Below are 24,588 nucleotides of genomic sequence, written 5' to 3' on the forward strand. Positions count from 1 at the left end.
ATAGAATTGTCTTGAAAATAAGTCAATTAGTTCCAATCAATTTTAAAATATGGTAAATTTTTTACCTATTTTTGCAAAATTTTCCTTCTTTACGGATGCAGGCGCACCATGTGACAGGGAATACCGGACTTTTGAAGAACCTCCGCTTCCCTCTTGTTGCAGGTAAAAATAATGGTCTGTTCTTTTTCCCGGTACAGCCACCGCAGCGTCTCTGCCATACGCCCCTCATCATACATGGCAAAAACCTCGTCAAGCAGAACGGGCATTGGCTCCTCGCCGCAGAAGATATCTCCCACTGCAATGCGCAGGGCCAGATATACCTGCTCTATGGTACCCTGACTTGCCATAAAAAGCGGCACATGGCGGTCTTTTGTAAATAAATCTATTTTCAGCTCTTCGTCTATAGCGACTTTGTTATATTTTCCTCTTGTCATTGTACAGAAAATGTCTGAGATGCGGTTCTTCAAACTTTCTCCCACTGATTCCTGGGCGGAGACTGACAGGCTCTCTATGGTTTGGGCTGCCAGCTCGATACTCCGTATCTCCTCCGCCTCCCCCTGCCCCTGGCTTGCTGACATCTGCAGCTCCAGAAGCTCCTCCTGCAGGTTGGATATCCTGGTTCTTTTTTCGCCTAATTGGGCTGTGAGCAGACGGATACTGTCTCCCGCTGTCTGTTCTGCCTCCCGGACATAATCCCGGCTGTCATCACCTAACTCATTTTTTGAAGCACTGTCCCGTGTATCCTGATCCTGTCTTTGATCAGTCTTATACCAAGCAAGGATACAGAGCAGAACCGCTGCTATCAGAATCACCGCCGCAGATACGCAGGCGGCTTTGAATCCCGCTGTAAAAAGCAAAATGCCCCATAGGAGCAAATCTCCCAAAAGGACAGCCGGGACGATCTTTCTCCATTTCAGCTTAGAAACCCTTGCTTCCCTTTCCGTCGGGGCGGTCCGTGCCGCATTTTCCCTGTCCCGCTCCTTTGCAAGCTTCAGTCCGGCTTCTCTTATCTTCCGCTCCTCCGAGAGCTTTCCTTCCAGCTCTTTCGCCTCACGTTCCAGGTAAGAGATCTCAAACCTTATCTTTTCCTCCTCCGCCTGCTGCTCCTGTTCTCTTATCCGGAGACGGTTCAGCCATTCCTTTTTCCTCTCTTTTAAAATAGAAAGCGCCTTGTCAAGGTTCAGCTTCCCGTCCCCGCTCTCCTGGTAATTACTCAGATAATTTCTCAACTCCAGAAGCAGGGCGTCCCCGGTACGGCTCTTCATCTGTCCGATGGATACGGTATTTTCATACACGGTTTCACTTATACCGCCCAGAAGCATCTCCAGGTCTCCGTCCTCCACAGACAGAAGCTCCCCATCGCTTTCGCAGACCAGTTTAGTCCCCTCTTCTCCCCTTCGGAAGTCTCTCTCCAGTCGGAAATCCTTCCCCCCGCAGGAAAAACGGATGCTTCCCTCATACCAGGATGGGTTATTCCATGGGGTATAGCGGGTGTAGGAATCTGTCCTGGCAGCACGGCCCCTCATTTTTTTCAACCCGAACAGCATACACTGGATAAAAGCATGGAGGGTGCTTTTTCCGCTCTCATTCTCCCCGTATACTATATTGATCCCTTCCTCCAGCCGAAAAGACCGGTTCTGGAATTTTCCAAAATTTTTTAATATAAGTTCCCGGATCACCATAAAAAATCTATTCCTCCCTTGAAGCCATCAGAGCTTCCATGCCGTATGCAAAAGCCTTCTCTTCCCTCAGGGAGAGTCCTTCACCTTCAAACCGCTTTACATACGCCTCTATGAGACTGCCCCGGTACTGCCGCATCAAAGCTTCCTTATCATAGACAGTATGGCTCTCATCTATCACTTCACGTACATTGCCCAGCTTCATGATCCGCTCTGTGTCAAATTCCGTCCCCATGGCATGTTCGCCTTTGATCACGATCCGATACAGATTTTTTTCACCTTTTTCCTTCATAAGCCTGGACAGGGCCTGTTCAAGGGAAAACTGCGTGGTATTTACTTTCACTTTTACGGGCAGAAGAATATAGGAGCGGCAGGCTGCGGAAATAAATTCTGCTCTGACACCTCCATGGCTGCATATTCCCTTTATATACCCATGGGGCCCCAGATCATTTTTGTCAATGGGTTCCAGTGCCCCTGCATAGGCGATCTTATCCTTTACCAGCATTTCCGGTTTGTGGATATGTCCCAGGGCAGCATAAGAAAACCCGGCCCGTTCCAGTACAGATCTGTCAAAAGGTATGTGGTTTTTATCACCCCCATGAGCCAGCAGGATTTCAATGGGCTGTCGTCTCTGGGGCTTGATGTGATGGTACAGTGGGTCTGTGATCTCTTTCCGGTCATAGCTTATACCGTAAACGGCTGTGCCAAGTTCGGGAAGTTCCACACATGGTTCCTGCTCCCCCCACAGACAAAAAACATTCTTTGCCCAGGAAAACCGCAAATAATAGGATTCCCTCTTCAGATAATCATGGTTGCCGGCGATCAGCACGATTTTCGTGTCGGGTATGGTTGAAAACAGATAATTTACTTCTTTCAGTTCTTTCATCAGAGGCTGCCTGTGAAACAGATCCCCTGCAATCAGAAACAGACCGGCTTTTTCTTCGCCGGCCTGTCTTATTAATCTTCGGAAACTGTCCCATATCTCCTGGCCTCTTTCTTTACTCCAGGGAAAACCTTTGTCAGGTTCTGCGCCCAGATGTATGTCCGCGGCATGAAAAAATATCATGGGTTCTCCTTTTTTATAAATCACAGTTGTTTACAGTTCTGGGGAACGGAAGGACGTCACGGATGTTCTGCATACCTGTCAGATACATCACGCAGCGGTCAAATCCCAGGCCAAAACCTGAATGGCGGGTGGAACCGTATTTGCGCAGATCCAGATAAAAGTCATAATCTGCCTCGTTTAGATCCAGCTCTGCCATACGGGCTTTCAGCTTATCATAAGAATCTTCCCTCTGGCTTCCGCCGATGATCTCACCGATTCCAGGAACCAGGCAGTCCATAGCTGCCACTGTCTTGTTGTCATCGTTTTGTTTCATATAGAAGGCTTTGATCTCCTTAGGATAGTCTGTGACAAATACAGGGCGTTTGTACACCTGCTCGGTCAGATAACGCTCATGCTCTGTCTGCAGATCGCAGCCCCAGAATACTTTGTACTCAAACTTATCATTGACTTTCTCCAGAATCTCAATCGCCTCTGTATAGGTAACATGTCCGAATTCAGAGTTCCGCACATGCTGCAGACGTTCTAACAATCCCTTGTCAATAAAGGAGTTGAAGAATTCCATCTCCTCAGGGGCATTCTCCAGTACATACTGGATAATATATTTAAGCATGGCCTCTGCCAGTGCCATGTTATCCTCCAGGTCTGCGAATGCCATCTCCGGCTCGATCATCCAGAACTCTGCCGCATGGCGGGTCGTGTTGGAGTTCTCAGCACGGAAGGTGGGGCCGAATGTATAAATATTGCGGAATGCCTGGGCATACGTCTCCCCATTGAGCTGTCCGCTTACCGTCAGGCTGGTCTCCTTTTTGAAGAAATCTTTGCTGTAATCCACCTTTCCCTCCGGTGTTCTGGGAAGGTTCTCCATATCCAGGGTAGTAACACGGAACATTTCCCCTGCACCTTCACAGTCACTTCCTGTGATCAATGGAGTGTGCACATAGACAAAGCCTCTCTCCTGAAAGAACTGATGAACAGCAAATGCGATCATGGAACGCACGCGGAACACGGCCTGGAACGTGTTGGTTCTCGGACGCAGATGGGAAATGGTGCGCAGATACTCCATGGAATGGCGTTTTTTCTGCAGCGGGTAATCTGCCGCGGAGTCTCCCTCCACCGTGATCTCTTCCGCCTGTACTTCAAAGGGCTGCTTTGCCTGGGGTGTGGCAACCAGCGTGCCCTTCACAATGATTGCGGCACCCACATTTAACTTGCTGATATCCTGAAAATTATCCATGCTGTCATGGTAAACTACCTGAAGTGTCTCGAAAAAGCTTCCGTCGTGGAGTACAATAAAACCGAATGTTTTGGAATCACGGACACTTCTTACCCATCCGCCAACAGTCACCTGTTTGTCCAGGTACTGTTCTTTGTTCCTGTAAATTTCTTTTACTGTTGTAAGCTGCATATTTATTCTCCTTTATCTTCCGGTGCCGGAAAAAACTGATTCCCCCGGACCGTTAAAATACCTAAAACATATAGAAAGCACGCTCTGCGGACTTTCTATCATCATTAATTATAAAAAGCGGAGTGGATTTTTTATCCACTCCACATTAGTATATCTCATTGTTTCCTGCTATGCAAGGGGTATTTGACGCTCTACCACTCCAGGATTCCGCAGTTTTCATACTCTTTATTTCTGTCATAAGCACTGATCCCGCTGCTGCCGCACATATAGAAGGTATCGCCGATATAGAGGCCCCGCACACCGGCCAATTCATCCCCGGAGCTGTCCATCCATTTGCTCATACTCTGATACAGGAGTTTCTGGAATCCCTCCTCCGGATCATAGGTGAACACCCCATAATACCCCTGCAGTTCATAGTTTTGTGTATCATATACTCCCATACCGAATCCAAGGATATTCTCCCCGGGATCAATGAGGATCGACCTGTAATTATCCATCGCCTGACAGAAATCCACATTTTTCAGGACCATCTTATCAATCTCCTTTACCTTGGCGGAGTTGGAGATATCAAACATAGAAAGCTTCAGGCCCAGCCGTTCCCCTGTGTCCGGGTCAGTCTCCCAGCCTATTCCCAGCAGTCTATCCTCACCATAAAAATGCAGATATTCGGAGAAGCCCGTGATCTTCAGTTCACCCAGTATCTTTGGATCCGTTGGGTCTGACAGGTCAACAGAAAACAGAGGGTCCATCTGCCTGTATGTGACAAAATATCCGGTGTCCCCCATGAACCTGGCTGAATATATCTGCTCCCCTTTTGCCAGGTCTTCCACTTTACCCACCATTTTCAGTTTATCGTCCAGGACAAACAGGCTGTTGCTCATATTTCCGCCCCACCATCCGTCATTGTATCTGGTAGCCACCACCCGCAGATAGCCTTCATATTCGTCCATGGAAAATGTATTGTTAATACTCCCGTTAATTTCCCCTGCCGCCCCGGCCTGTATCTCCCCGTCCTTATAGGAAAACCGGACGATCTGGGTCTGCATCTCCTCACCGGTATAATCATCCCCAAAGATATAGATGCTCTCTGTACTCACGTAAGTCCTGCCGGACGCCCCAATGAGGGATTTGCTGTCCTGTATCTTATCCGGCTTCTCCAGATTCACGGAGGAAATCACAAGCTGCCCGTTCTCTCTCTGCGGTATGGCCGGATAAAGCACATCTGCGCTGTCCAGAAGTTCATTGTTCACAGATGGTACATAGAGTCTTGGCTGGGCAGGCTGTACCTGGTCTTTATATGCCGGATAGAACTGCGAAAAGAGGTACACATAATTCCCCACTTTCCTGGTGGAATCGTAAATGCCGTCCTGCTCCACAGTGCCCTTCAGGGTTATTTTGCTCTTATCTGTAATATCATATGTGTACAGACGGACAAAATCCCGGCTGTTTACCATATACGCGTCATCCCCCTGCCATTCCAGACCTGAGTCGTAACCGCTGGTGACCACACAGAGGGTATTGCCGTCCACGTACATTTCCTGTATGGAATCTGTCAGATCATCCAGGGAAATCTGACCTGCCACAGACATATCACCGCCGTCCACAGCCACGATCCGCAGGATACCGGAACGGTTCAGCGTATAGATATAGCTGCCGTCTGTCTTTACAATGTCACCCTCATCCACGCCCTCTGTCCGCACGTTGGTATCGGAATACCCGCCGCCTCCGCCTGCAGCAGCGCCTGCGTCTTGGCTGGCCGAATCTTCCACAGCAGCTGTTTCCTGGCTTGCCGCCGCATCACTTTTCGCCGCACTTCCATCAGACTGTCCTGCAAGATTCTGGGTATCAGACATGATTTTCCGTTCCCACTCTTCCTGGGCTTTTTGTGTCTCTGTATAAATCTGCTCATACAGTTCCTCATAACTGCTGCCAGACACATACCCTTCCACCTGATCTTTCTTCTCTGCCTTGGCTTCATCTGCCTTCGCTTCATCTGCCTTTGCCATATCCTTGGAATCTCTTTTCTCATCTCCGGCATTCCCGCCGGAATCAGAGGCGTTTCCCGCCTGTGCATCCTCTTTTGCCGCTTCAGCAGCGGAATCCATGCTGGCGGCATTTCCCGTGGACTTCTCACTGGCAGAGCCGGAATACATGAGAGGCGTAAGGTTCACGGCGGCGATCACCAGGATCACAAATGCTGCTGCCACCCCGGCAGCTTTCCTGTAACGGAATGCAAAATCTGCAGCAGCCTCTCTCCATCTTCCTGATCTGTCTTCTGCTTTTCCCTCCTGCTTTATCAAATTGTCCAGATTCTCGGGATCTAAGTCCTCAGGAATGGTTTCCTTACCGGCTGACTCCCTGATCTTCTGTATAATCTCCCGTCTTTTGTACTCATCCTGCATTTGATTGTCATTAAAATTCTCATCCTTCATTTTCTTCGCCTCCTCTCTCACTGTAATATCTCTTCCATTTTTTTCAAAGCTCTGTCCAGCCGGGAGCGCACGGTATTGTGGTTTTTATGTAATATCAGCCCAATCTCTTTGCTTCTATACCCCCCGAAAACCTGCATAGCCACAATAAACCGTTCCTCATCGCTCAGGGAGAAGAAGGCCTCCCGCACCTGCATATCCCGGTCCAGGTCTCCGGGCACACTTCCCTCCTGGTCATACAGAGGTTCCGTTTTCCTGGTATACTCTTTTAATTTCCGTTTGCACTTGTTGGACAGGATCTTAAAGATCCAGCCCTTAAAGGCCTCGCAGTCCCTCAGTTTTGTGATAGACGCATAGGCATCCGCCACAGTCTCGGCCACTGCGTCCTGGGCATCCTCCGGATTCTTAAGTATATATAGCGCAAAACGGTACATATCCTGATAAACTGCTTTATACAACTCTGCAAACGCCTCCTTGTTTCCCTGTTTTGCCTCATATGCCAATTCCTTACAGTCCGTCATGCCGCCACCTCCCTTTCTCTTTCATATATTCCTTCTTATACGCACGGCACCCCTTATGCCGCTCATTCCCTTTTATTATATAAATATAGTGTTCGATTTGCATCTTTTTGTTGCATTCAGCCGGTAAAAATATTTTTTATTTATTTTGCAAAGTTCGCTTGACATTTTTTGCAAAGTTTACTATACTTAAAATGCAAAGTTAACTATGCATTTTATAAAAAGGAGCTGATAGGAAATTGCGCACAAAGATACGTGAACTGCGGAAAGCCCGCAGGCTCTCCCAGGAAGAATTGGCCTACGCAGTAGGAACCACAAGACAGACCATCACATCCATCGAGGTGGGTAAGTATACCGCATCCCTTGTCCTGGCCTACAAGATAGCACATTATTTTGGTCTTACCATTGAAGAAGTTTTTGATTTTTCAGATGTAGATATTACGGATCAGGAGGTTTAACATTATGGAAAGATATAAAAAGACCTTGAAAACAAGAATTGCACTGTTCAGAATCGTCATCCTTCTGAACGTCATCTTATCTGTAACCCTGCGTTTAATGGATAACAAAGGGAAAATTCCCAATACCGTTAGAAATATTACGGACTTCCAGACCGGCTTCATGCTGGGCCTGGCTATTGTATCTCTCTTTATACTTATAAAATACTGCAAGCTGCTGAAAAATGAACGGATGCTTAGGGAAGCTTACCTTAAAGAAACAGACGAAAGGATGATCCTGATACGCTCCAAAGCAGGTATGCCTGCCCTCCTCATCACATCTGTGATCATGATCTTTGCAGGTATTATAGCCGGTTATTTTAATATTATCGTTTTCTACTCTCTTTTAGCCGCAGGGGTATGTCAGCTTCTTTTAGGAGTCTGTCTGAAATTCTATTATATGCACAAACTGTAATACTAAAAGAGGAAGAGTGCAGCCACACTCTTCCTCTTTTTCCTACCGGAAGTTCTCCGGATTCAACCCTTTTCCTCTTTTTCCTACCGGAGGTTCTCCGGGTTCAACCCTTTTCCTCTTTTTCCTACCGGAGGTTCTCCGGGTTCAACCCTTCCAGCTCAGGCACCACAAAGCGCCCGTCCCTGCGTATCAGCACATCGTCAAAATAAATATCACCACCGCCGTACTCCGGCCTCTGTATCAGCACCAGATCCCAGTGGATCGCCGATACATTTCCGTTCCAGGCATCATCATAGCAGCTTCCCGGTGTAAAATGAATAGAACCCTGAATCTTTTCATCAAACAGGATATCCTTCATAGGGTGAAGGATAAAAGGATTCACCCCTATGGCAAATTCCCCTACATAACGCGCGCCCTCATCCATATCAAAGATTCCATTGATGCGCTCCGTGTCATTGGCCTCTGCCTTCACGATCTTTCCATTTTCAAATGTGAGTGTCACATTCTCGAATACAAACCCCTGATAGGAGGAGGCTGCATTGTAACGGATGGTACCGTTGACAGATTCCCTGACCGGTGCCGTAAATACTTCACCGTCAGGAATATTGCTCTCACCGCTGCATGGGACCGCCGGTATATCCTTAATGGAGAAAGTCAGGTCTGTGCCGGGGGCTGTGATCCGTACCCGGTCAGTGCGCTGCATATACTCCACCAGATTCTCCATAGCCCTGCCCATCTTGCTGTAATCCAGTGTACATACATCAAAGTAAAAATCTTCAAAGGCTTCCGTGCTGGTGCCGGATAACTGCGCCATAGCATCATTGGGATAGCGCAGGACCACCCATTTTGTCTTTGCCACCCTCACCTCATGGTGTACCGGGGTATTATAGTATTTATCATAGACAGCCATGTTTTCTTTCGGTACATCGGACAGCTCTGTAATATTGTCCGCGCCCCTGACTCCAATATAGCAGTCCATGGCCTCCATCTCTTCCCTGTCCACCTTTGCCATAAGTTCGATCTGCTCTTTGGTACAGTTAAGCAGCATCTCCCTCTGGACTTTCGGGTCCGTAAAGTGGGGGAACGGCATCCCGCCCGCCCGGTATACTTCCCGGATGAGCTGTTTCGCAAGCTCAGTGGTAGAATAGCCCGTATAATGGATATAGACCTTTTCACCCTTCTGCACATGGCAGGAGTGATTTACCAGTCCGTACGCTAGTTTCCTGATTCTCTCATCCATAACTGTCATCCTGCTTTCCCGTACTTTATCAGCATCTGCGTCACTGCCTTCCGGCAGGGGCCTGCGCATATCTGATGCTTTCCAAAAGCAGTAACAGATACACGAAAGAGTGCTGAACCGTAACGTTTTTCTTTTCCTTTCTGCCGGTTTTACTCCGGCAGGTTTTCTATATAACTGATGAATACATTTCCGGCTGCCCCGAAGTCCCTGGTACTGTCACCTAAACCTTTATACTCTGTCTGTCCGTCCGCCGGATTATAGAGCAGGGTATTATAGCCGTCATACCCTACAATGACACGGTTGTCATTCTCTCCCAGTGACACAATGACCGGTCTCTGGGCACTGACCTGGTAAAGTACCTGTTCCAGAGTGCACCCCGTCAGGTCCAGCACGGTCCCCGCATCCCCCAGACTCTCCTGGAGGGCTGCGGTGTCGAGGCTGGCTGTCTTAAAGCTTTCCGGAATGTCATCCAGATTCAACGTCACTTTTGTCTTCTGGTTTCCTCTCTCCCACACATACTGCTGGGAACGGTTCAGCACAACACCTGTCATCCCGTCAGCCACCTGCACTGCCTGGGCCGGGCTGCTGTAAATATCCACCAGACTGCCCTTTGCGTAGACATAGTATCCATCCCTGACTGACTCTTTCAAATCCATGTTCAGCACCGTGTCATTTTTATTTACCATAAGCTTTGATTCCATCCTGAGCGGATTTTTATTCCTGCTGTCCTCGGAAAATATCAGCCTTGTGATATTTGCCTGCCGCACAGTTGTGGCAGTTGCAACGGAGATTACTTCATCCTCTGCGTTCTTCACATTGTTCATAATGTGCTCACTGGGAATCTCTGTGTACTGGTCCACATTCCACTGGGCCTGCTTCAGCTCCAGAAGTCCCTGCTGGATATCCACATCCATAATGTAGACTCCATCCTGCTGGTAATCCTTCACCAGTTCCCCGGAGAATTTCTGTATCCTTATATTATGCATGGCATAACGAAGACTTCCTGTGGCATCCACCACAATATCTCCGTCCCTGGCCACACCATAGACCAGATCCTCATTGATAAATCCAAAGGCCCTTATCTTTGTCCCCTCGTCCGCAGTAATGCTCTGCTGCTTCCCGGTCTCCAAATCCATAAAGGTAATATGGGTAGTCTGAAGCGGATCCATTTCCTCCATCCACGCCACATGCCGGTTGGTACCGGACGCTGCAAAACAGTCCTCCGCAATCCCTTCCTTGACAATTTCGTAGGTCTTATCCAACATGTTCATCTGGTACAGGCTGCCGTCCAGCATAAGATACAGCAGATCATCTGTGCTTACATAAGAAAGGATTTCCACATCCCGCTTCATAAATTCATAGGATTTGGTGGTAGGCAGGAAAAATTTTTCTTCCAGCACATTCTGTTCGCTGTAATAGTGATAAACGCAAGTGCCGGTATATCCCTCATGTTCTCCCCGGTTCATGTAACCGTAGAAAACAAAATCCATGTCTCCGTTCTCCTCCACACGCACAATCTTAAAGTCATGCATGGGGTAGTCATATCTGTCGTCCGCGTCCTGCCCTTCCCGGAAACTGAAAACCTGCGTCATCTTGTTGGTGCTGGTATTGTATGACCACAGATCCCCCTGCTGCACAAAAGCCAGAACACTTCCCGCCTGGCTGGCTGCAAACTGGACAGACTTTGAGGTAACGCCCAGGTTGATCTTTCCTGAGGATACAGACACCTCATTGCCTGTAAAGATCTGCTTTGCAGACCGGTTAAAGTCCAGGAGCATAACTCTGGTATCTCCATACCGCATACGATAGAACTCATCTACCTGATAAAATTCATCATACCCTTCCTCGTCCTTGGCTGTGATATAGTAAGTCAGGGTCAGGCTTCCCGTGGTCTCATTAATGTCCTTGATCGTAGGAACGCCTTTTCTGCTGATGGTCGGTGCCAGGCTTCCCCATGTGACCATATCCACGCTGGAATGAATGTCCACATTGGTAAAGCTGTTGTTCACCGCAGTGTCATCTGATTCCAGATAGGTCCTCAGCTCCCCGTTATTGTCTTTGCTGAAGGTCTTGGATGAAAAACTCTGTACAAACTCCAGGTATTTGTCAGCATTGAGGCCTGTACGCTGGATCACTCTTGTGTAGTAATGCCAGGAGCCTTTATCCGTATTGAGGGTAAAGACCAAGGAATATTCCTGATTCATCAAAATGGAATTTTCCAGTTCAAACGTGGCAGTCTGTGCACTGCCGTTCTCCTCAAAATTCTTGATCTTGGCATTCTCCACCACTTTGCTGCCGTCTGAGGTTCTGACCTCATATACAAGACTTTGTATCTTATGGCCGTATGGCAGGATGCTCACCGTCATTTTCTTGTCTGTTCCCACAGGGGTCAGGCTGTCCCTCATAAAGTCCACCTGCATCTCCTGTGCATAACCGTACATGCGGTTCATCTCCTGGTCTTTGTACATCATGGAGAGTACGGGAAGGGTGGCTTCCTCCATGTCCATCTTGTTGTCTGTTGTCTCCTTATTCATAAAACTGGAGAATCCGATAACACCCAGGATAAATATGAGCAGCAGGACTCCCAGCTTAGTCAATACCTTTTTCATCTATCGTTCCCTTCTAAGGTAACTGTTCACAGTCCAATGTCCCGGGAGGTGTTTTGCGCACCCGAGTTGGCCAGCGCCAAAATGCAATCCATTGCATTTTGCACCCTAAAGGGCAGAACTGTGCATCGCGAAGCGTGTTACTGTGCGAAGAATTACCTTTTTCGTATACTATGAACAGTAACCTTCTAAGAACAACAGTGATGCAAGCGTGGGCTTTGCCTGAAATTCTTCCGCGCATTTTTCCCATGCCTGTCTCTGCTGTCTGCTGACTGTTTTGTTTTCATTTTTTACTGCACGAATGAGCAGATTCTTAGGTGTGTGCTCCACATCAATAAATTCCAGGATCTGCGTGTCATATCCTGCACTTTCCAAGATCTGCGCCCGAAGTCCGTCCGTGAGGATGGCAGCAAAGCGCTCCTTCAATATACCGTATCCCAGTACGGGCGCCAAAATGTCATTCTCGATCTGCCGGTTCAGTTCATGCTGACAGCAGGGCACGGACAGGATCACTGAGGCACCCCACTTCACGGCTTTTGCCAGGGCATGATCCGTAGCCGTATCGCAGGCGTGCAGAGTCACAACCATATCCACATGGCTGCACCCTTCATAGGATGCGATATCTCCCTGATAAAAATGCAGTTTTTCGTAATGATATTTTTCTGCCAGACGGCTGCATGTCTCGATCACGTCTGCCTTCAGGTCCAGACCAATCACCCGGATATCATAACCCTTCAGCTCATGCAGATAGTGATACATGGCAAATGTAAGGTAGGATTTACCGCACCCAAAATCAATAATATTCACTTCCCTGTCTTTTGGAAGCCTGGGGAGGATGTCCTCAATAAACTCCAGAAAGCGGTTGAGCTGCTTAAATTTATCATAACGGGCATTCTTCACCCTGCCCGCTTCATTCATAATTCCTAAATCTATCAGATAGGGCACCGGCACACCTTCCTGGAGCAGATATTTCTTCTGCCTGTTGTGTGTCAGCATGGGAACAAATGCCTCCCTGCCCTGTGTTTTCTTTGTTTTGATGGTAAGCTTGCCTTTTTTACTAGCAAGAACCGTTCCCTGGATCCCCTTTGCCTCAAGCTGAAGCTGACGGAAATCCTGCTGCATCCAATCACTGATGAGACAGAGGACTTCAGCCCTCTGATGGTTTTCGTGAAGTTCCTTCTGTCCCACTGTTCTTGTTATCTGATACATTACCTGCCCCTTCAGTAATAAGGGACGTATCTGTATTTTAGACGGCCCCTCTTTTTGCCGGGGGCCGCTGATGATTACTCTTATTAACTCTTCATTTATATATAAATCCAGAAATCTTTCCAGTTCTGTCATATTTTCTCTCCTAAACAGTATACGCAGTCTCTCATACAGTCAGCGCTGAAACGGGCCGACCTGCTGAACCGCTACAGTATCATTACTATTGTAAAAGTTTTATGACAAAACCGCAAGCCCCAAGTGCAGTTTTATTATGACTGCGCCTGCTGCCTCGGGATTTTCATGCGCAAGTGCATAGAAACATCCGGCGGGATAGTGGCTGTGAACAGCATGGTCAGCGGTACAGTCTTCTGCATCGCCTTCTCTGGCATCTGCGTCTGTATACTTCATTGAAAAACAGGACTTCGATCAAATCCCGCAGCGCTTCGTCCGGAAGGTTTCCGCATTTTCTGCAAAAGCCGGACTCCACACCTATCCTTTCGCTCTCTCTGCGTATCTGACTGTGGATGGAATCACAGACTTTGCGCATCATGTATTTGTCGGGATGTTCATCATACATCCTGCTGCCCTCATAATCCATACGGTCACAGGCATCCTCCACAAAACACTGGATGTAGGCCGCGTTTTCCGGATAGTTAGCCCGCAGGCGCCGCATATCCTGCTGCAGCACCCGCTCCTGCCCCAGCATTTCTTCCCTGGGGTCCACTTTCTTAACTGCCATAAAAAACCTCACTGATTCTTCTCATAGTCAGTATATGCAGAAAAGATATAACAGTTCAACAGGTATGCGCGTTCACCCGGCTGGCCGTATGGATACCCGGCGGCAGCAAACATCCCGTGTTACTGTCCGGCCGCGGTCCGGGGTGTGTAGGGCGGAACCTCTCCCCCCGGTTCAATGGTGTTGCTCACATACAAAAAATCATCATCATCCACTTTCCTTACAGTCACCTGATGGGAAAAGAGCTTATCCTTTTTAAGCTGAGGGCAGACAACATCCACCGTCATGGTCATGGTGCCATCCCCATTGTCCCTGGAGTCCACCACCTCAGGGTCTCTCTCCACCCATACAGCAGCGTTGCTGCCGGCGATCTGTGTCCAGGGATATGTGCCGGTCTGGCTGTTATAGCCTGCCTGTTCCCTTAACTGCTCCGCAGGTATACTGAAATATTTCCCTATCAGGTCCTCAAACTCACTTCTGCCGATCCCGTTTGGATATTGAGTGCTGTCCGGCAGGCTTCCCTGGTCAATCCGGTAAAGGATATCATACAGGTCATTGAAATTTACCTGCTGGAAATTCTCCTCATCCCACTCCACAAGAAACAGATTATTTGCTTCATATCCAATAGGCTCTATATAGTCCTCACAAAGTTTACGCAGTTCTTCATCCAGGGGAAGGACTCTTATGCCGACGGTCCCGTCTGCCTCCATCCCATCCGGTATGTACCTCTCATAGAAAAGATATCCTTTTTTTGTGTACTCCCACTTCCATGCCTGATAGCGGACCATATCCACCACGTATGGCTCCTGCTTTTTATTCCAGTCTATGATCGTGTTGGTGACCGTCACCGCCCCTGTATCGTCTGAGGCGAAATCGGTCTTATCCATTCCCCCATCCCGGTGGATCCGGTACACAGAGATGGCTGCCTCTTCCTTTTTTTCCTGACTTACCAGAAATTTTTCCACTAACTGGTAGTTCTCCATATTCTCCCGGTTCCTGTTATCCAGGGCCGCATATCCCTGGCTGCCCATCTTTTTTACCAGGGCTGCCACGTTTTCCATGGAGAGCACATCCTCCTTGCTGCTGTTCTTCCTGGCCTGTATATACAGGTCCTGACAGCTTTTAGCAGCCTGGACGGCGGCTTCCGTGAGGGTTTCCGCCTCATCGGCGGGTATTTCCATCTCGTAATAATTGTTGTCTTCTTTGACAGCTTCCCGGTCCTCTGCTTCAGCCACATCCGCTTTGACTGCCACATCACTTTCCTGCTTTGCCTTGTCTCCGCAGCCGCCCAGGACCAGGCTTACTGCCGTCACACACATCATAACCCCTTTTAATCTCACACCACGTCACTCCTTTGTCAGCATTTCATCCAACAGTCCTTTATCTAAATCCACCACGTAACCGCTTCCTCCGCGGTCCTTCACGTCCTCTACCATGTTGAGCATCAGGAAACTGCTTTTCTTGTCCCCATCCGTATTAAATACGGCAAACCATCCCAGCTCTGTTCCGCTTTCATCATCCTGGGACGCCTTAATTTCCGCTGTCCCTGTTTTGCCTGCCAGGTTCGCGCCTTCTGTGTAAGCTCCATGCCCGGTTCCATTTTCATCTGCAATGACCGCCGTCAGGTCCTCCTGTATCACAGCGGCAGCCTCCTTTGAAAACACGCCTGCCTTCCAGTATTCAGGACCCCTTGCGTCTATTATCTCCAGATACGGCTTTATCATATTCCCCTCGTTGACAAAGGCGGAGTAAATACATGCCAGATGGAGGGGATTCACCAATATCTGTCCCTGTCCATAGCCGCTGTCCGCAAGCTGGATCTCAGAGGAAATGCCGTCCTCGTTGGAATACTGGGATTTGCTCATACCGATCTCAAAGGGAATATCCTCACCGAATCCCAGCTTTTTCAACTGTTCTGTCAGTGTATCCGCACCGATCCTCAGCGCTGCTTTAGCAAAATAAATATTGTCGGAGTAGATAAGTGCATTCCGCAGAACAGCTTCCCCCCCATATTCGTGGAGCGTGGTGATCCGGTAATCGCCCCAGCTCTCATCCTTCTGCCAGGACAGGCCGCTGGCTCCCAAATCTTCATCTGCGGACAGGGTTCCTGTTGTAAGGCCCACTGCACCGATGACGGGTTTGAAAGAAGAACCCGGCACCCAGCTTTCCCTTGTCCTGTTAAACATAGGTTTATCCTCATCATTATTCAGGGAATCCCATTTTTCCTGGGACATTCCCAGCACAAAATCCATGCTGTCAAAGGTGGGTGTGGAGACCATTGCCAGCACCTCACCGGTCTTGGGGTTCATGACAATAGAACTGCTCTTGTCATTCTTGTACTGCTCATACACACTCTGCTGAAGATGTCCGTCAATGGTCAGGGTAATGTTCTCCCCATCCTTTGCAGAAACGGAGGCAAGTGCCTCCTTCTCATTGCCCTCTGCGTCCACAATAGAGATTTTATAGCCTTTTTGGGCCTTCAGCCTGTCTTCGTATAATTTCTCCAGTCCGCTTTTTCCCAGAATGCTCTGTTCATCATATCCCTTGCCTTTTAACTCCTCCAGTTCCTCTGCGTTTATCTCCTGCACATACCCCAGAAGATGGGAGGTACAGTCCCCGTAAGGATAGACCCTGCTCTCCGCGTCAGAGATCATAACGCCTGGCAGCTCCAGCAGCTTATCTTTAAGTGAAGCCTCCCCTTCCCCTGCAGGCATTTCCAGCGCGCTGTTGGTCATCTTTTTCACTGGTACAAAGGAATCATCCTTCACCCAGGATGCATCCAGTTTATCGGAAATACTGCCGGCTGTGGTTCCCAGAAGTGCTGCCATGGCCTCCAGCTCCTCCTGGGGCTGGACTGCCATCTTGCCCGGGACAAGCCCTACATTGGCCACAGTCCCCTGTCCTGCTAAAAGTTCACCGTTTCTGTCATAAATCTCTCCCCGCTTTGCCTCTATGCTGACCACACTCACCTTATCGGCTGCCTTCAGGTTGGGAAAGATCATGGAATCGCTCCACTTAATGCGCCATTTTCCGCTCTCTTTTTCAAAAAAAGCATCATTGTCATAGGAAATCTCCCCTGCCACGGTATCCATGGTGACTTTATAGGATATGGGCTGGCTCTTCTCCTGCTTATCGGAAATGTCGAGGCGGATGTTGTCAGCCTCTATTCCCTCATAGATCTTCTGGTTCCTGACCACAAAATCCTCTGCGCTCACAGTGTTCCTGCTGGCCTCATCCAGCAGAGCATACATCTTGTCATATCTTCCCTTCTCGATATAACCCATGTACTCCTCCAATACATCCTGGCGCTTCTCCTCAAATTTTACCTTGTACAGAAATATGCCTGCCGCGCACACGGCAATTGCCGCCACGGTCCCTATCACTGCTGCTGCTTTCTTTCGCTTCATAAAAATAACCTCCTTATGTACGATACACTCCCTACACAAAAATCCGTAACAGTTCAGACAAGCTGAACAGTTGCAAAAATCCTACAAACGTAAGATATAGTTTCACCTAATATATTACATTTGTAGGACTTATTGTCAAGCATTTTTTTATTCTGTTTTTTCTTCCCCGTCACCAGTGCTCTGCGCATCTGCTGCCACGTCTGTGACTTTGGCGGTCTCCTGCAGGATTTCACAGGACTTGCTCCAGAGTACATTGGCCTTTACCATGACCTCGTCACTGTATGCGCTCTCTAAAGCTGCTGTATCTTTGAATCCGTAATCCTTTGCGAATTTTTCAAGCTCTGCCTCGTAATCCTTTACAGATATCTCAACTTTTTCCGCATCAAAGATAGCCTGCACGATCAGGGACTGCTGCAGGATATTCTGTGCCATCTGTGTCATGGTCTCCTCTGCCTGTTCCGCGGAAATGCTCTGTGACTCCCAATACTCATCCAGGGTCATGCCGCTTGGACTGGCATACTGCTCCTGGATCTTATTCTTGACATATTCCATGGTCTCAGACATGGGTTTTTCCGGATACTCTGTGATCTCTGTATTCTCCACTACCTTCTGGAACAGATCAGATTTGAGCTGGCTCATATAGTTCAGATCCGCATTCTCCACCAAGGATTTCTTGATCTCTTCTTTATACTCATCTACTGTTTTGTAGTCTGTGTTGTTCTTGACCCACTCATCTGTCAGCTCCGGTGCTGCTTTGATGGTGTTGATCTTCACTTTGAACTGCACAGCCTTACCTGACAGGTCAGGATTATTGCTGTAGGGGTCCGGGAAATTCAGATCAAGGGTAACTTCCTCCCCTTTCTTTTTGCCGATCAGGCCGCTCTCAAATCCTTCAATAAATGAATTGGAACCAATCAGCAGATCCGAGTCTGTAGCAGAACCGCCCTCAAATTCCGCGCCGTCCATATATCCGGTATAATCAATGTTGACCGTATCATTTTCCTGTACCGGCCTGTCTTCTGTGATCTCCTCTGCCTTGTAGGTGAGCTGCTGGCTGATATAATCCTCCACATCAGCGTCTGTGATCTCGGTCTTCGTCTCTGTCACTTCCAGATCTTTATATTCACCCAGTTTGACATATTTGCTGATATCATCCACATCCACGGCTACCACATTGCCTTTGCTGTTGGTATCTACTGTTGTATCCTCTTTGGACGCTTCCGTCTTTTTATCATCGTCTTTGCTGTTGTCACTCTTCTTGTCGCCGCATCCTGCTGCCATCACTGCAATGCCAAGTGTCAATAGCACCATGATCAATTTTTTCTTCATATACAATTCCTTTCGTCTATGGTCTCTGGTTTCCACATAAGGAAGTTATACCACACATGACCTGAAAAAGGAACCCTTTCTTTCACATTTTTATTGCCTTTTCACAGAAACAATGCTAGAATAATAGTTGCGTTATCAGTCCAGATTTTAGGAGGTCTAACACAAATGGTGTGGAAAGTTCTACTGATTATTTTAATCATTTTAGTAGTCGTTCTTGCCGTTTTATATTTCCTCGGCAAGAGGGCACAGAAAAAGCAGGAAGCACAGCAGGAACAGATCGAAGCTGCAAAACAGTCCGTCTCCATGCTGGTTATCGATAAAAAGAGGCTTCCCATTAAACAGTCCGGTCTTCCTCAGATGGTAATCGACCAGACACCGAAGCTTATGAGACGTTCCAAACTCCCGATCGTAAAAGCAAAGATCGGTCCCAAGATCGTTACCCTGGTGGCGGACGAGCAGGTCTTTGAGATCATCCCCGTAAAGAAGGAAGTCAAGGCTGAAGTCAGCGGTATTTATATTACCGGTGTCCGCGGGCTGCGCGGTGCTTTGGAAGCTCCTCAGAAGAAGAAAGGCTTCTTCAAAAGAATGCGTCTCAAGGCAGAGAACCTTGCAAAGGGAAAACAAACGGAAACTAAGGATACGAAAAAGAAAAAGTAAAATCAAAAAACAGCCGCCCGGAATGGAACAAATCCCGGACGGCCTTTTTTATATCTGCTGCTCTGTTTTTCAATGGGAAGATGCCAAGTGGAAATTCCCTGCACTCTGTGGCTTCACATTCACACATATCTGACAGTCCGCTGTATGTACTTCATTGATCTCCAGTGCGTAGTCAATGAGGATGTCAATATTCTCCTCCTGCTCCTTCACATCAATCTTTGTAGCGGATATCCCCATCTGCATATCCCCAAAGGGCGTGGCATAATAGGTCAGGTTCTTCTTGGTCTCCTCAAAAATCATGTGTGTGTTGGTAAGTCCCTTTTTCTGGACTTCCACGGAACCCTGCATGACTTTGATCATGTTCTTTGTGCTTTTGTCATATCCCTCCTGAACTTCCTCATAGCAAATAAAATGATGGCCGTTCCTGAAATAATAATCTCCCTTTGCCACCACTTCCACTGCTTCCGGCTCATCGTTGGCATCCATTGCCTGCATCCCTTTAACTGTGATCAGTACATCTTTCGTCATTTTCAATACTCCTCAATATTAATCTGCTTGGTCATCCTCACATCATAAGGCAGGATAGAGCCTGCAAACTCCTGGAAACGCTCCTCCGCATCGCTGACATAGAAGCGGTAGGGAAACTCTTCCTCCTCATGCCCGTCATTCTCTATCCCGTGTTCCTTCAAAAGCTCCCGCAGAGCCTGGGCAGTCTCATAGGCAGGATTCACCAGTGTCACGCCGTCACCTGCCACCTGACGCATCAGGGAGCGCAGCAGCGGATAGTGGGTGCAGCCCAGGATGAGGGTGTCCACGCCCTGTTCCAGAAGGGGGTTCAGGTATCGTTTTGCCACTTCAACCGTAACTTCATCCTTCAGCCAGCCTTCCTCCACCAGGGGCACCAGCAGAGGGCAGGCCTGGCCTATGACCTGTATCTGGGGATCATATTCATGTATGATGGCAGGATACAGTTCTGAGTTCACCGTACCTCTTGTACCTATCAGACCGATTTTTTTATTCCTGGTAGTTTGTGCAGCCACCTTGGCTCCCGGCTTCACCACACCTATGATAGGAATATCTATCTCCTCCCGTATGGTCTCCAGAGCCATGGCACTGGCTGTGTTGCATGCTACCACAATAGCCTTTACATTTTGGGTCTGCAGAAAACGCACGATCTGACGGGAATATTTCAGCACGATTTCTTTTGACTTGCTTCCATAGGGCACCCTTGCAGTATCCCCAAAGTATACAATCCGCTCACTGGGCAGGTTGCGCATGATCTCTCTGGCAACGGTAAGTCCGCCCACGCCGGAATCGAAAACACCGATCGGTGCCTGTTTATTCTGGTTCATATGAAAACCCTCTTAAAATTTTTTCTATTTTAACCGTGTTTCCATTTTACCCTCATTAGGCCCAGAATGCAAGCAGCAACCATTAAAACCACTTAAATCCTATTTTCACCTTGTCTCTTTTTTCCGGATCGTTTAAAACAGCCAGAAATTCTTCCTCTGTCAGAACTTCCTTTAAGTCCTCTTTTTTGTCCTCCGAAACCACACCGTGGGATTCATCAATAAAGCAAAGGCTTGGATAGAGGACACACCACCAGTTATGCCCCTTGGCCTCCCCGATCTTCACATTCAGCGCTTCATATTCTCCTGCCGGAAACGTGCAGTCCCCGTACGTCTTATCCGGAAAATATGTCTTTTCCACAGCGGCTGTGACCGTATAATCATATCCCCGGTCCGCCATCACCTGTCTGGCGGTCTTCTCGATCTCATCTAAATGGGTCAAAACTCCTTCTTTCGTAGCATCCAGGGACCTGTCTTCACCAAGGACTTCCTCCAGATAATCCACAATGCCGGTTTTCACCTGAAGCTTCAGGTTCTGGTCTTCCTCTGTATCACTGTTGGCAACCACATGCAGGCGGAAGATTTCTTTTGCGATCCCCTGCTGCACTTCCCGTTCCAGACGCACCTGTGTCTCTTCATTTTCCTTCTTCAGTGTATGTATACGCACAGCCCCGATCAGCACCGTGGCAAGCAGTCCAATGATCGTAGCGGCGATCCATATATTTCTCTGCATTCTTCGTCTCACAGCAAATACCTCCGTCTAACCCGGTGGGATGGTACGGAAATGTCCATATTCCCGCACCTCCCTCCGGTTCTTTTAACTCTTTTTTTATTATAGACAGAGTATTGCCGTATCCTGGCAGGCCTATTCCTGATTCAGCATAATTTTATCTTCCAAAGCGCTGACTTCCAAAAGACCGGGGCGTTCCTCCCCATTGTGCCAGGCATTATACAAGTCCTGCAGGTCCGTCTGTTCTTTTGCCTGACTGTCAGGCCGGTTCTCCACGATACCTGTCAGGTAATCCCCCAGGGAATCCATCTCCTGCCCGTCCATGCTCATCACATCCCCAAGCCGGCTGCAGGAGAACACGTAGATATTTCCTGCTACTGAGGGCTTGTCTTCCAGATAGTGAAGCAGATTTTTATAGGCTTCCTGGTCATCAAGCAGGCCGTTCCCCAGAAGGAGGACTTTGAGATGTCCGGTATCCAGATAGTCCTCCTGGCTGTTCTGAAAATCTTTTTCCGCATCCTCCATGGTTTTACCCTGGTAAAAATCCGCTTTTTCTCCAGCTTTCTGGTTCTCACTGTCCTTGTTCTGCCCGGTCACCCCTGACAAGTCGGGAAGGCCGTAATAAACCTGATATTCCCCGTCCTGATAATCCACGCCCATGGAGAGGGGAAAACTGCGGTTCTCCAGCGCCACCCCGCAGGCGGAAAGACTTAATGCCAGAATGGCAGCCAGGAGCACTGCTTTACTTTTCTTCCTTATCATGATGTTTCCCCCTTCCGTACGCAATCCCTGCCCACAGCGCCAGCAGCAGGATCAGCGGCGCATAAATGTTCTGCAGGACCTCGCGGTACCATTCCAGGGAAATGCCTGCTTTCTCACATCCCAGTGCGCATACCAGAATCCCGCCAGCCAGATAGGGCGCTCCTTTTTCCATATGCCCCCGCTTTAACAGCTCGTGGTTGTAGAAAAAAATACTGCCCACAGCAAAAAAGATACAGAACATGACAGCAGCAATGAAAAAGATATCCACACGTTCCAGAAAATCCCCGGGCAGATCCACGCCTGCCATCATGTCAAATAGCGGGTAGGACTTCTGCACATATCCCCCTGCTCCGAATGCCCCCTGCAACAGGATCAAGGCTGCGGACAAAATCCCCAGAAGAAGGAACACGGAGCTGTTCAGGGCCTTTCCCGCGTTGCCCGGGCGGTCCACATTTCCCAGGGTAAAGGGCAGGAAGAATACCGGGAGGAAGGTACAGAACACCCTGTAACATCCCTGGATCACGCCTTTCAGTGACATATATCCTGTCGCTTCCAGGTAAGCACCGTTGACTCTGGTCACAGACAGCAGAAACATGACTGCCAGCACAAATAAAATGACCGGAAAACAAATCTCCGCCATACGTCCCCTTCGCTCCAGTCCCTGATGGCTTCCCAGATAGCACACCACAGCAGTGATCGTGATGATCACAAAGGGTTTGCTGCTCTCAATAAAGAAACGGCCCGTAATCCTGCTGGTCACAAGAAGCAGGAAGACCCCTGTTATAAAAAGGTATGACAGATGCAGAAGACAGAAGATCTTTCCCGCGTATTTTCCCATATACCGCTCAGGCGTTAAATAGCAGGATTTCATACGGATAAAGAATATGCTGGCTGCCAGGAACAAAAATCCCATTAAAAGCAGGGAGAGCACCCCCTGTCGCCCCTCCAGATATGAGGTGACGGGAACGGTGACTAAATAGATACCCAGCTGTCCCAGGACCAACTGCCGAAAAAGCTGTCTGTGGGAAATCCGTTGATTGTCAGCGTACATGCTTCTTTCCTCCTTTTGTTTTGAGGCGCACCTGCTGATCTCTTCTGGCATAGAGAGGCCTTCTTGTCATAAATCTGAGCGGTGCCAGGACAACGCCGTCTGATTCACCTCTGTATCCTGCATCTCTCTGCGCAGCAAACGGTGTCAGATAGGGGATGCCAAAGCTTTTCAGGCCTGCCAGATGGCTGATGACAAGATAAAGCCCTAAGAGCATACCAAAGACACCCATGGTGCCTCCAAGAAGGATGAAACCGAATTTCAGAAGCCTGAAGGGCGCCGTAAATTCCTCATTTGGGATAGCCAATGTGGCTAACGCGGTCACAGCCACCACGACCACCACAATAGGGCTTACCAGGTTGGCCTCCACAGCGGCCTGGCCGATGATCAGACCGCCCACAATACCGATGGTGCCGCCCAGAGGCCCGGGCGCCCGAACTCCGGCCTCCCGGATACTCTCAAATGCCACCTCCATAAAGAAGACCTCCAGGATCCCCGGAAAGGGCACACCTTTTCTGGCCTCCGCAAAGGAGAGGATCAAGTTGGTGGGAAGTACCTGGGTATGGAAATTCGTCACTGCCAGATAGGTTCCTGAAAAGAGCATGGCAAATGCTGCCGCTATATACCGGATGATCCTCAAAAAGGATGCCAGCTCAAAATGGTTGTACTCATCCTCGCTCACCTGCAGAAAGTCGTTGAACGCAGCCGGGAGCAGGATTCCCATAGGGGAATTGTCAACAAGCACCAGGACTCTGCCGTTGAGGATCTCCATGGCGCACTTATCCGGGCGCTCCGATGTCTGGAACTGGGGAAACGGGGACAGCCAGTTTTCCTCCGCCAGATGTTCCACAATACCGCTGTCCATGACACCGTCAATCTCAAAGCTATCCAATCGCCGGTCCAGCTCTTCCAAAAGTTCCGGGCGCACCAGTTCCTCCATGTAAAGGATCTGCACTAATGTCTGGCTTCTGACACCCAGCGTTTTTTCTTTGACTTTCAGCTTGGCATTCCGGATCCTTTTCCGCACAAGGGCGGAGTTGGTTTTAACCACATCGGAAAACCCTTCTTTTGAGCCGCGCAGCACCTTTTCCCTGGATGCCTCCTGCACTCCCATGCTGGGATAACCCTTGCTGGATACCTTGATGGAGTGTGGATAGCCGTCAAAGAAGAAGATGGCATTCCCCGCAAACATGGCTGCCAGAGCTTCTGACATGGTATCCAGGGTTTTAACGTCGGAGATCCCCAGACCGTTTTCATCCACAAATTCCAGGATCTCATCCTTTGGCATTTCCCACATATGGTTTACCAGCTTGCCGATGACAGAGTCCTCCAGCATCATGTTGCTGACTGCCACCTCAATATAGACTACCAGGCAGCGTATTTTCTGTTCCTGTCCCAGAATCATGGGACGGATGATAACGTCAGCGCAGTCTTTCAGTGTCTTTCGGATGTAGTCTTCATTTTCCTGTATATGGATGGATATTTTGTCGTTGTTTTTCATTTGGAAGGCCC

Annotated in this window: 21 protein-coding genes; 3 read left to right on the top strand and 18 right to left on the bottom strand. The window is 48.7% G+C overall.

Features of this window, described 5'->3' with window-relative positions:
- Positions 1-89: 89 nt before the first annotated feature.
- The 5 genes from CI595_RS16600 to CI595_RS16620 all read right to left on the bottom strand — a co-directional run bounded on the left by CI595_RS16600 (position 90) and on the right by CI595_RS16620 (position 7,100).
- Entirely contained in the window at positions 90-1,682 is a 1,593-nt protein-coding gene (locus tag CI595_RS16600; RefSeq protein ID WP_095174765.1) for an ATP-binding protein, read from the bottom strand.
- Between the two features lie 7 nt (positions 1,683-1,689).
- Complete coding sequence (locus CI595_RS16605; RefSeq protein WP_095174766.1) at positions 1,690-2,745, bottom strand: metallophosphoesterase family protein; 1,056 nt, start codon at positions 2,743-2,745, stop codon at positions 1,690-1,692.
- 13 nt (positions 2,746-2,758) lie between these two features.
- Positions 2,759-4,150: an asparagine--tRNA ligase gene (asnS, locus tag CI595_RS16610; RefSeq protein ID WP_095174767.1), complete on the bottom strand. Its 1,392-nt coding sequence runs from the start codon at positions 4,148-4,150 to the stop codon at positions 2,759-2,761.
- A gap of 191 nt (positions 4,151-4,341) precedes the next feature.
- A complete protein-coding gene (locus tag CI595_RS16615) occupies positions 4,342-6,582 on the bottom strand; it encodes a beta-propeller domain-containing protein (RefSeq protein WP_095174768.1) in 2,241 nt (746 codons plus the stop codon).
- A gap of 17 nt (positions 6,583-6,599) precedes the next feature.
- On the bottom strand, positions 6,600-7,100 hold the full coding sequence (locus CI595_RS16620) for an RNA polymerase sigma factor (protein WP_095174769.1): 501 nt from the start codon (positions 7,098-7,100) through the stop codon (positions 6,600-6,602).
- Positions 7,101-7,336: 236 nt separating this feature from the next.
- On the opposite strand from CI595_RS16620, the gene CI595_RS16625 reads away from it, so the two are divergent.
- Positions 7,337-7,555 carry a helix-turn-helix transcriptional regulator gene (locus CI595_RS16625; RefSeq protein ID WP_095174770.1) on the top strand — a complete coding sequence of 73 codons (219 nt, stop codon included), beginning with the start codon at positions 7,337-7,339 and terminating at the stop codon, positions 7,553-7,555.
- 4 nt (positions 7,556-7,559) lie between these two features.
- On the top strand, positions 7,560-8,006 hold the full coding sequence (locus tag CI595_RS16630; protein WP_095174771.1) for a hypothetical protein: 447 nt from the start codon (positions 7,560-7,562) through the stop codon (positions 8,004-8,006).
- 124 nt (positions 8,007-8,130) lie between these two features.
- Here CI595_RS16630 and CI595_RS16635 read toward each other — a convergent pair whose 3' ends face one another.
- From CI595_RS16635 to tig, 7 genes are all read right to left on the bottom strand, one after another.
- Positions 8,131-9,246: an aminopeptidase gene (locus CI595_RS16635; protein ID WP_095175059.1), complete on the bottom strand. Its 1,116-nt coding sequence runs from the start codon at positions 9,244-9,246 to the stop codon at positions 8,131-8,133.
- A 149-nt stretch (positions 9,247-9,395) separates the two neighbouring features.
- Positions 9,396-11,855, bottom strand: a complete 2,460-nt coding sequence (locus tag CI595_RS16640; RefSeq protein ID WP_095174772.1) for a hypothetical protein — start codon at positions 11,853-11,855, stop codon at positions 9,396-9,398.
- A gap of 168 nt (positions 11,856-12,023) precedes the next feature.
- Complete coding sequence (locus tag CI595_RS16645; RefSeq protein WP_095174773.1) at positions 12,024-13,193, bottom strand: class I SAM-dependent methyltransferase; 1,170 nt, start codon at positions 13,191-13,193, stop codon at positions 12,024-12,026.
- 217 nt (positions 13,194-13,410) lie between these two features.
- Positions 13,411-13,797, bottom strand: coding sequence for a hypothetical protein (locus tag CI595_RS16650; protein WP_065543436.1), 387 nt, complete (start codon positions 13,795-13,797; stop codon positions 13,411-13,413).
- A gap of 119 nt (positions 13,798-13,916) precedes the next feature.
- Positions 13,917-15,134 (bottom strand): DUF6070 family protein, encoded by a 1,218-nt coding sequence (locus tag CI595_RS16655; protein ID WP_095174774.1) that lies wholly within the window; start codon positions 15,132-15,134, stop codon positions 13,917-13,919.
- A gap of 6 nt (positions 15,135-15,140) precedes the next feature.
- Entirely contained in the window at positions 15,141-17,201 is a 2,061-nt protein-coding gene (locus CI595_RS16660) for a penicillin-binding transpeptidase domain-containing protein (RefSeq protein WP_095174775.1), read from the bottom strand.
- 147 nt (positions 17,202-17,348) lie between these two features.
- A complete protein-coding gene (gene tig / locus CI595_RS16665) occupies positions 17,349-18,530 on the bottom strand; it encodes a trigger factor (RefSeq protein WP_095174776.1) in 1,182 nt (393 codons plus the stop codon).
- A gap of 165 nt (positions 18,531-18,695) precedes the next feature.
- Between tig and CI595_RS16670 the strand changes: the two genes are divergently transcribed.
- Positions 18,696-19,187, top strand: a complete 492-nt coding sequence (locus tag CI595_RS16670; RefSeq protein WP_095174777.1) for a hypothetical protein — start codon at positions 18,696-18,698, stop codon at positions 19,185-19,187.
- A gap of 69 nt (positions 19,188-19,256) precedes the next feature.
- Here CI595_RS16670 and CI595_RS16675 read toward each other — a convergent pair whose 3' ends face one another.
- The 6 genes from CI595_RS16675 to CI595_RS16695 form a co-directional block, all read right to left on the bottom strand.
- On the bottom strand, positions 19,257-19,715 hold the full coding sequence (locus CI595_RS16675; protein WP_095174778.1) for a YwiB family protein: 459 nt from the start codon (positions 19,713-19,715) through the stop codon (positions 19,257-19,259).
- Between the two features lie 2 nt (positions 19,716-19,717).
- The gene (murI, locus tag CI595_RS16680) at positions 19,718-20,539 is read right to left on the bottom strand and encodes a glutamate racemase (protein WP_095174779.1); all 822 of its coding nucleotides are present in this window, start codon (positions 20,537-20,539) and stop codon (positions 19,718-19,720) included.
- A gap of 82 nt (positions 20,540-20,621) precedes the next feature.
- A complete protein-coding gene (gene spoIIR / locus CI595_RS16685) occupies positions 20,622-21,281 on the bottom strand; it encodes a stage II sporulation protein R (RefSeq protein ID WP_242987027.1) in 660 nt (219 codons plus the stop codon).
- A gap of 120 nt (positions 21,282-21,401) precedes the next feature.
- Positions 21,402-22,028, bottom strand: coding sequence for a Ger(x)C family spore germination protein (locus CI595_RS26655; RefSeq protein WP_243135194.1), 627 nt, complete (start codon positions 22,026-22,028; stop codon positions 21,402-21,404).
- The gene (locus tag CI595_RS26660) at positions 22,009-23,079 is read right to left on the bottom strand and encodes a GerAB/ArcD/ProY family transporter (RefSeq protein WP_243135195.1); all 1,071 of its coding nucleotides are present in this window, start codon (positions 23,077-23,079) and stop codon (positions 22,009-22,011) included. The genes CI595_RS26655 and CI595_RS26660 overlap by 20 nt, the downstream gene beginning before the upstream one ends.
- Positions 23,069-24,577: a spore germination protein gene (locus tag CI595_RS16695; protein ID WP_095174781.1), complete on the bottom strand. Its 1,509-nt coding sequence runs from the start codon at positions 24,575-24,577 to the stop codon at positions 23,069-23,071. Before CI595_RS16695 ends, CI595_RS26660 begins: the two co-directional genes overlap by 11 nt.
- Positions 24,578-24,588 lie beyond the last annotated feature (11 nt).

The organism is Blautia hominis (assembly GCA_002270465.1).
Classification (GTDB): domain Bacteria; phylum Bacillota; class Clostridia; order Lachnospirales; family Lachnospiraceae; genus Blautia; species Blautia hominis.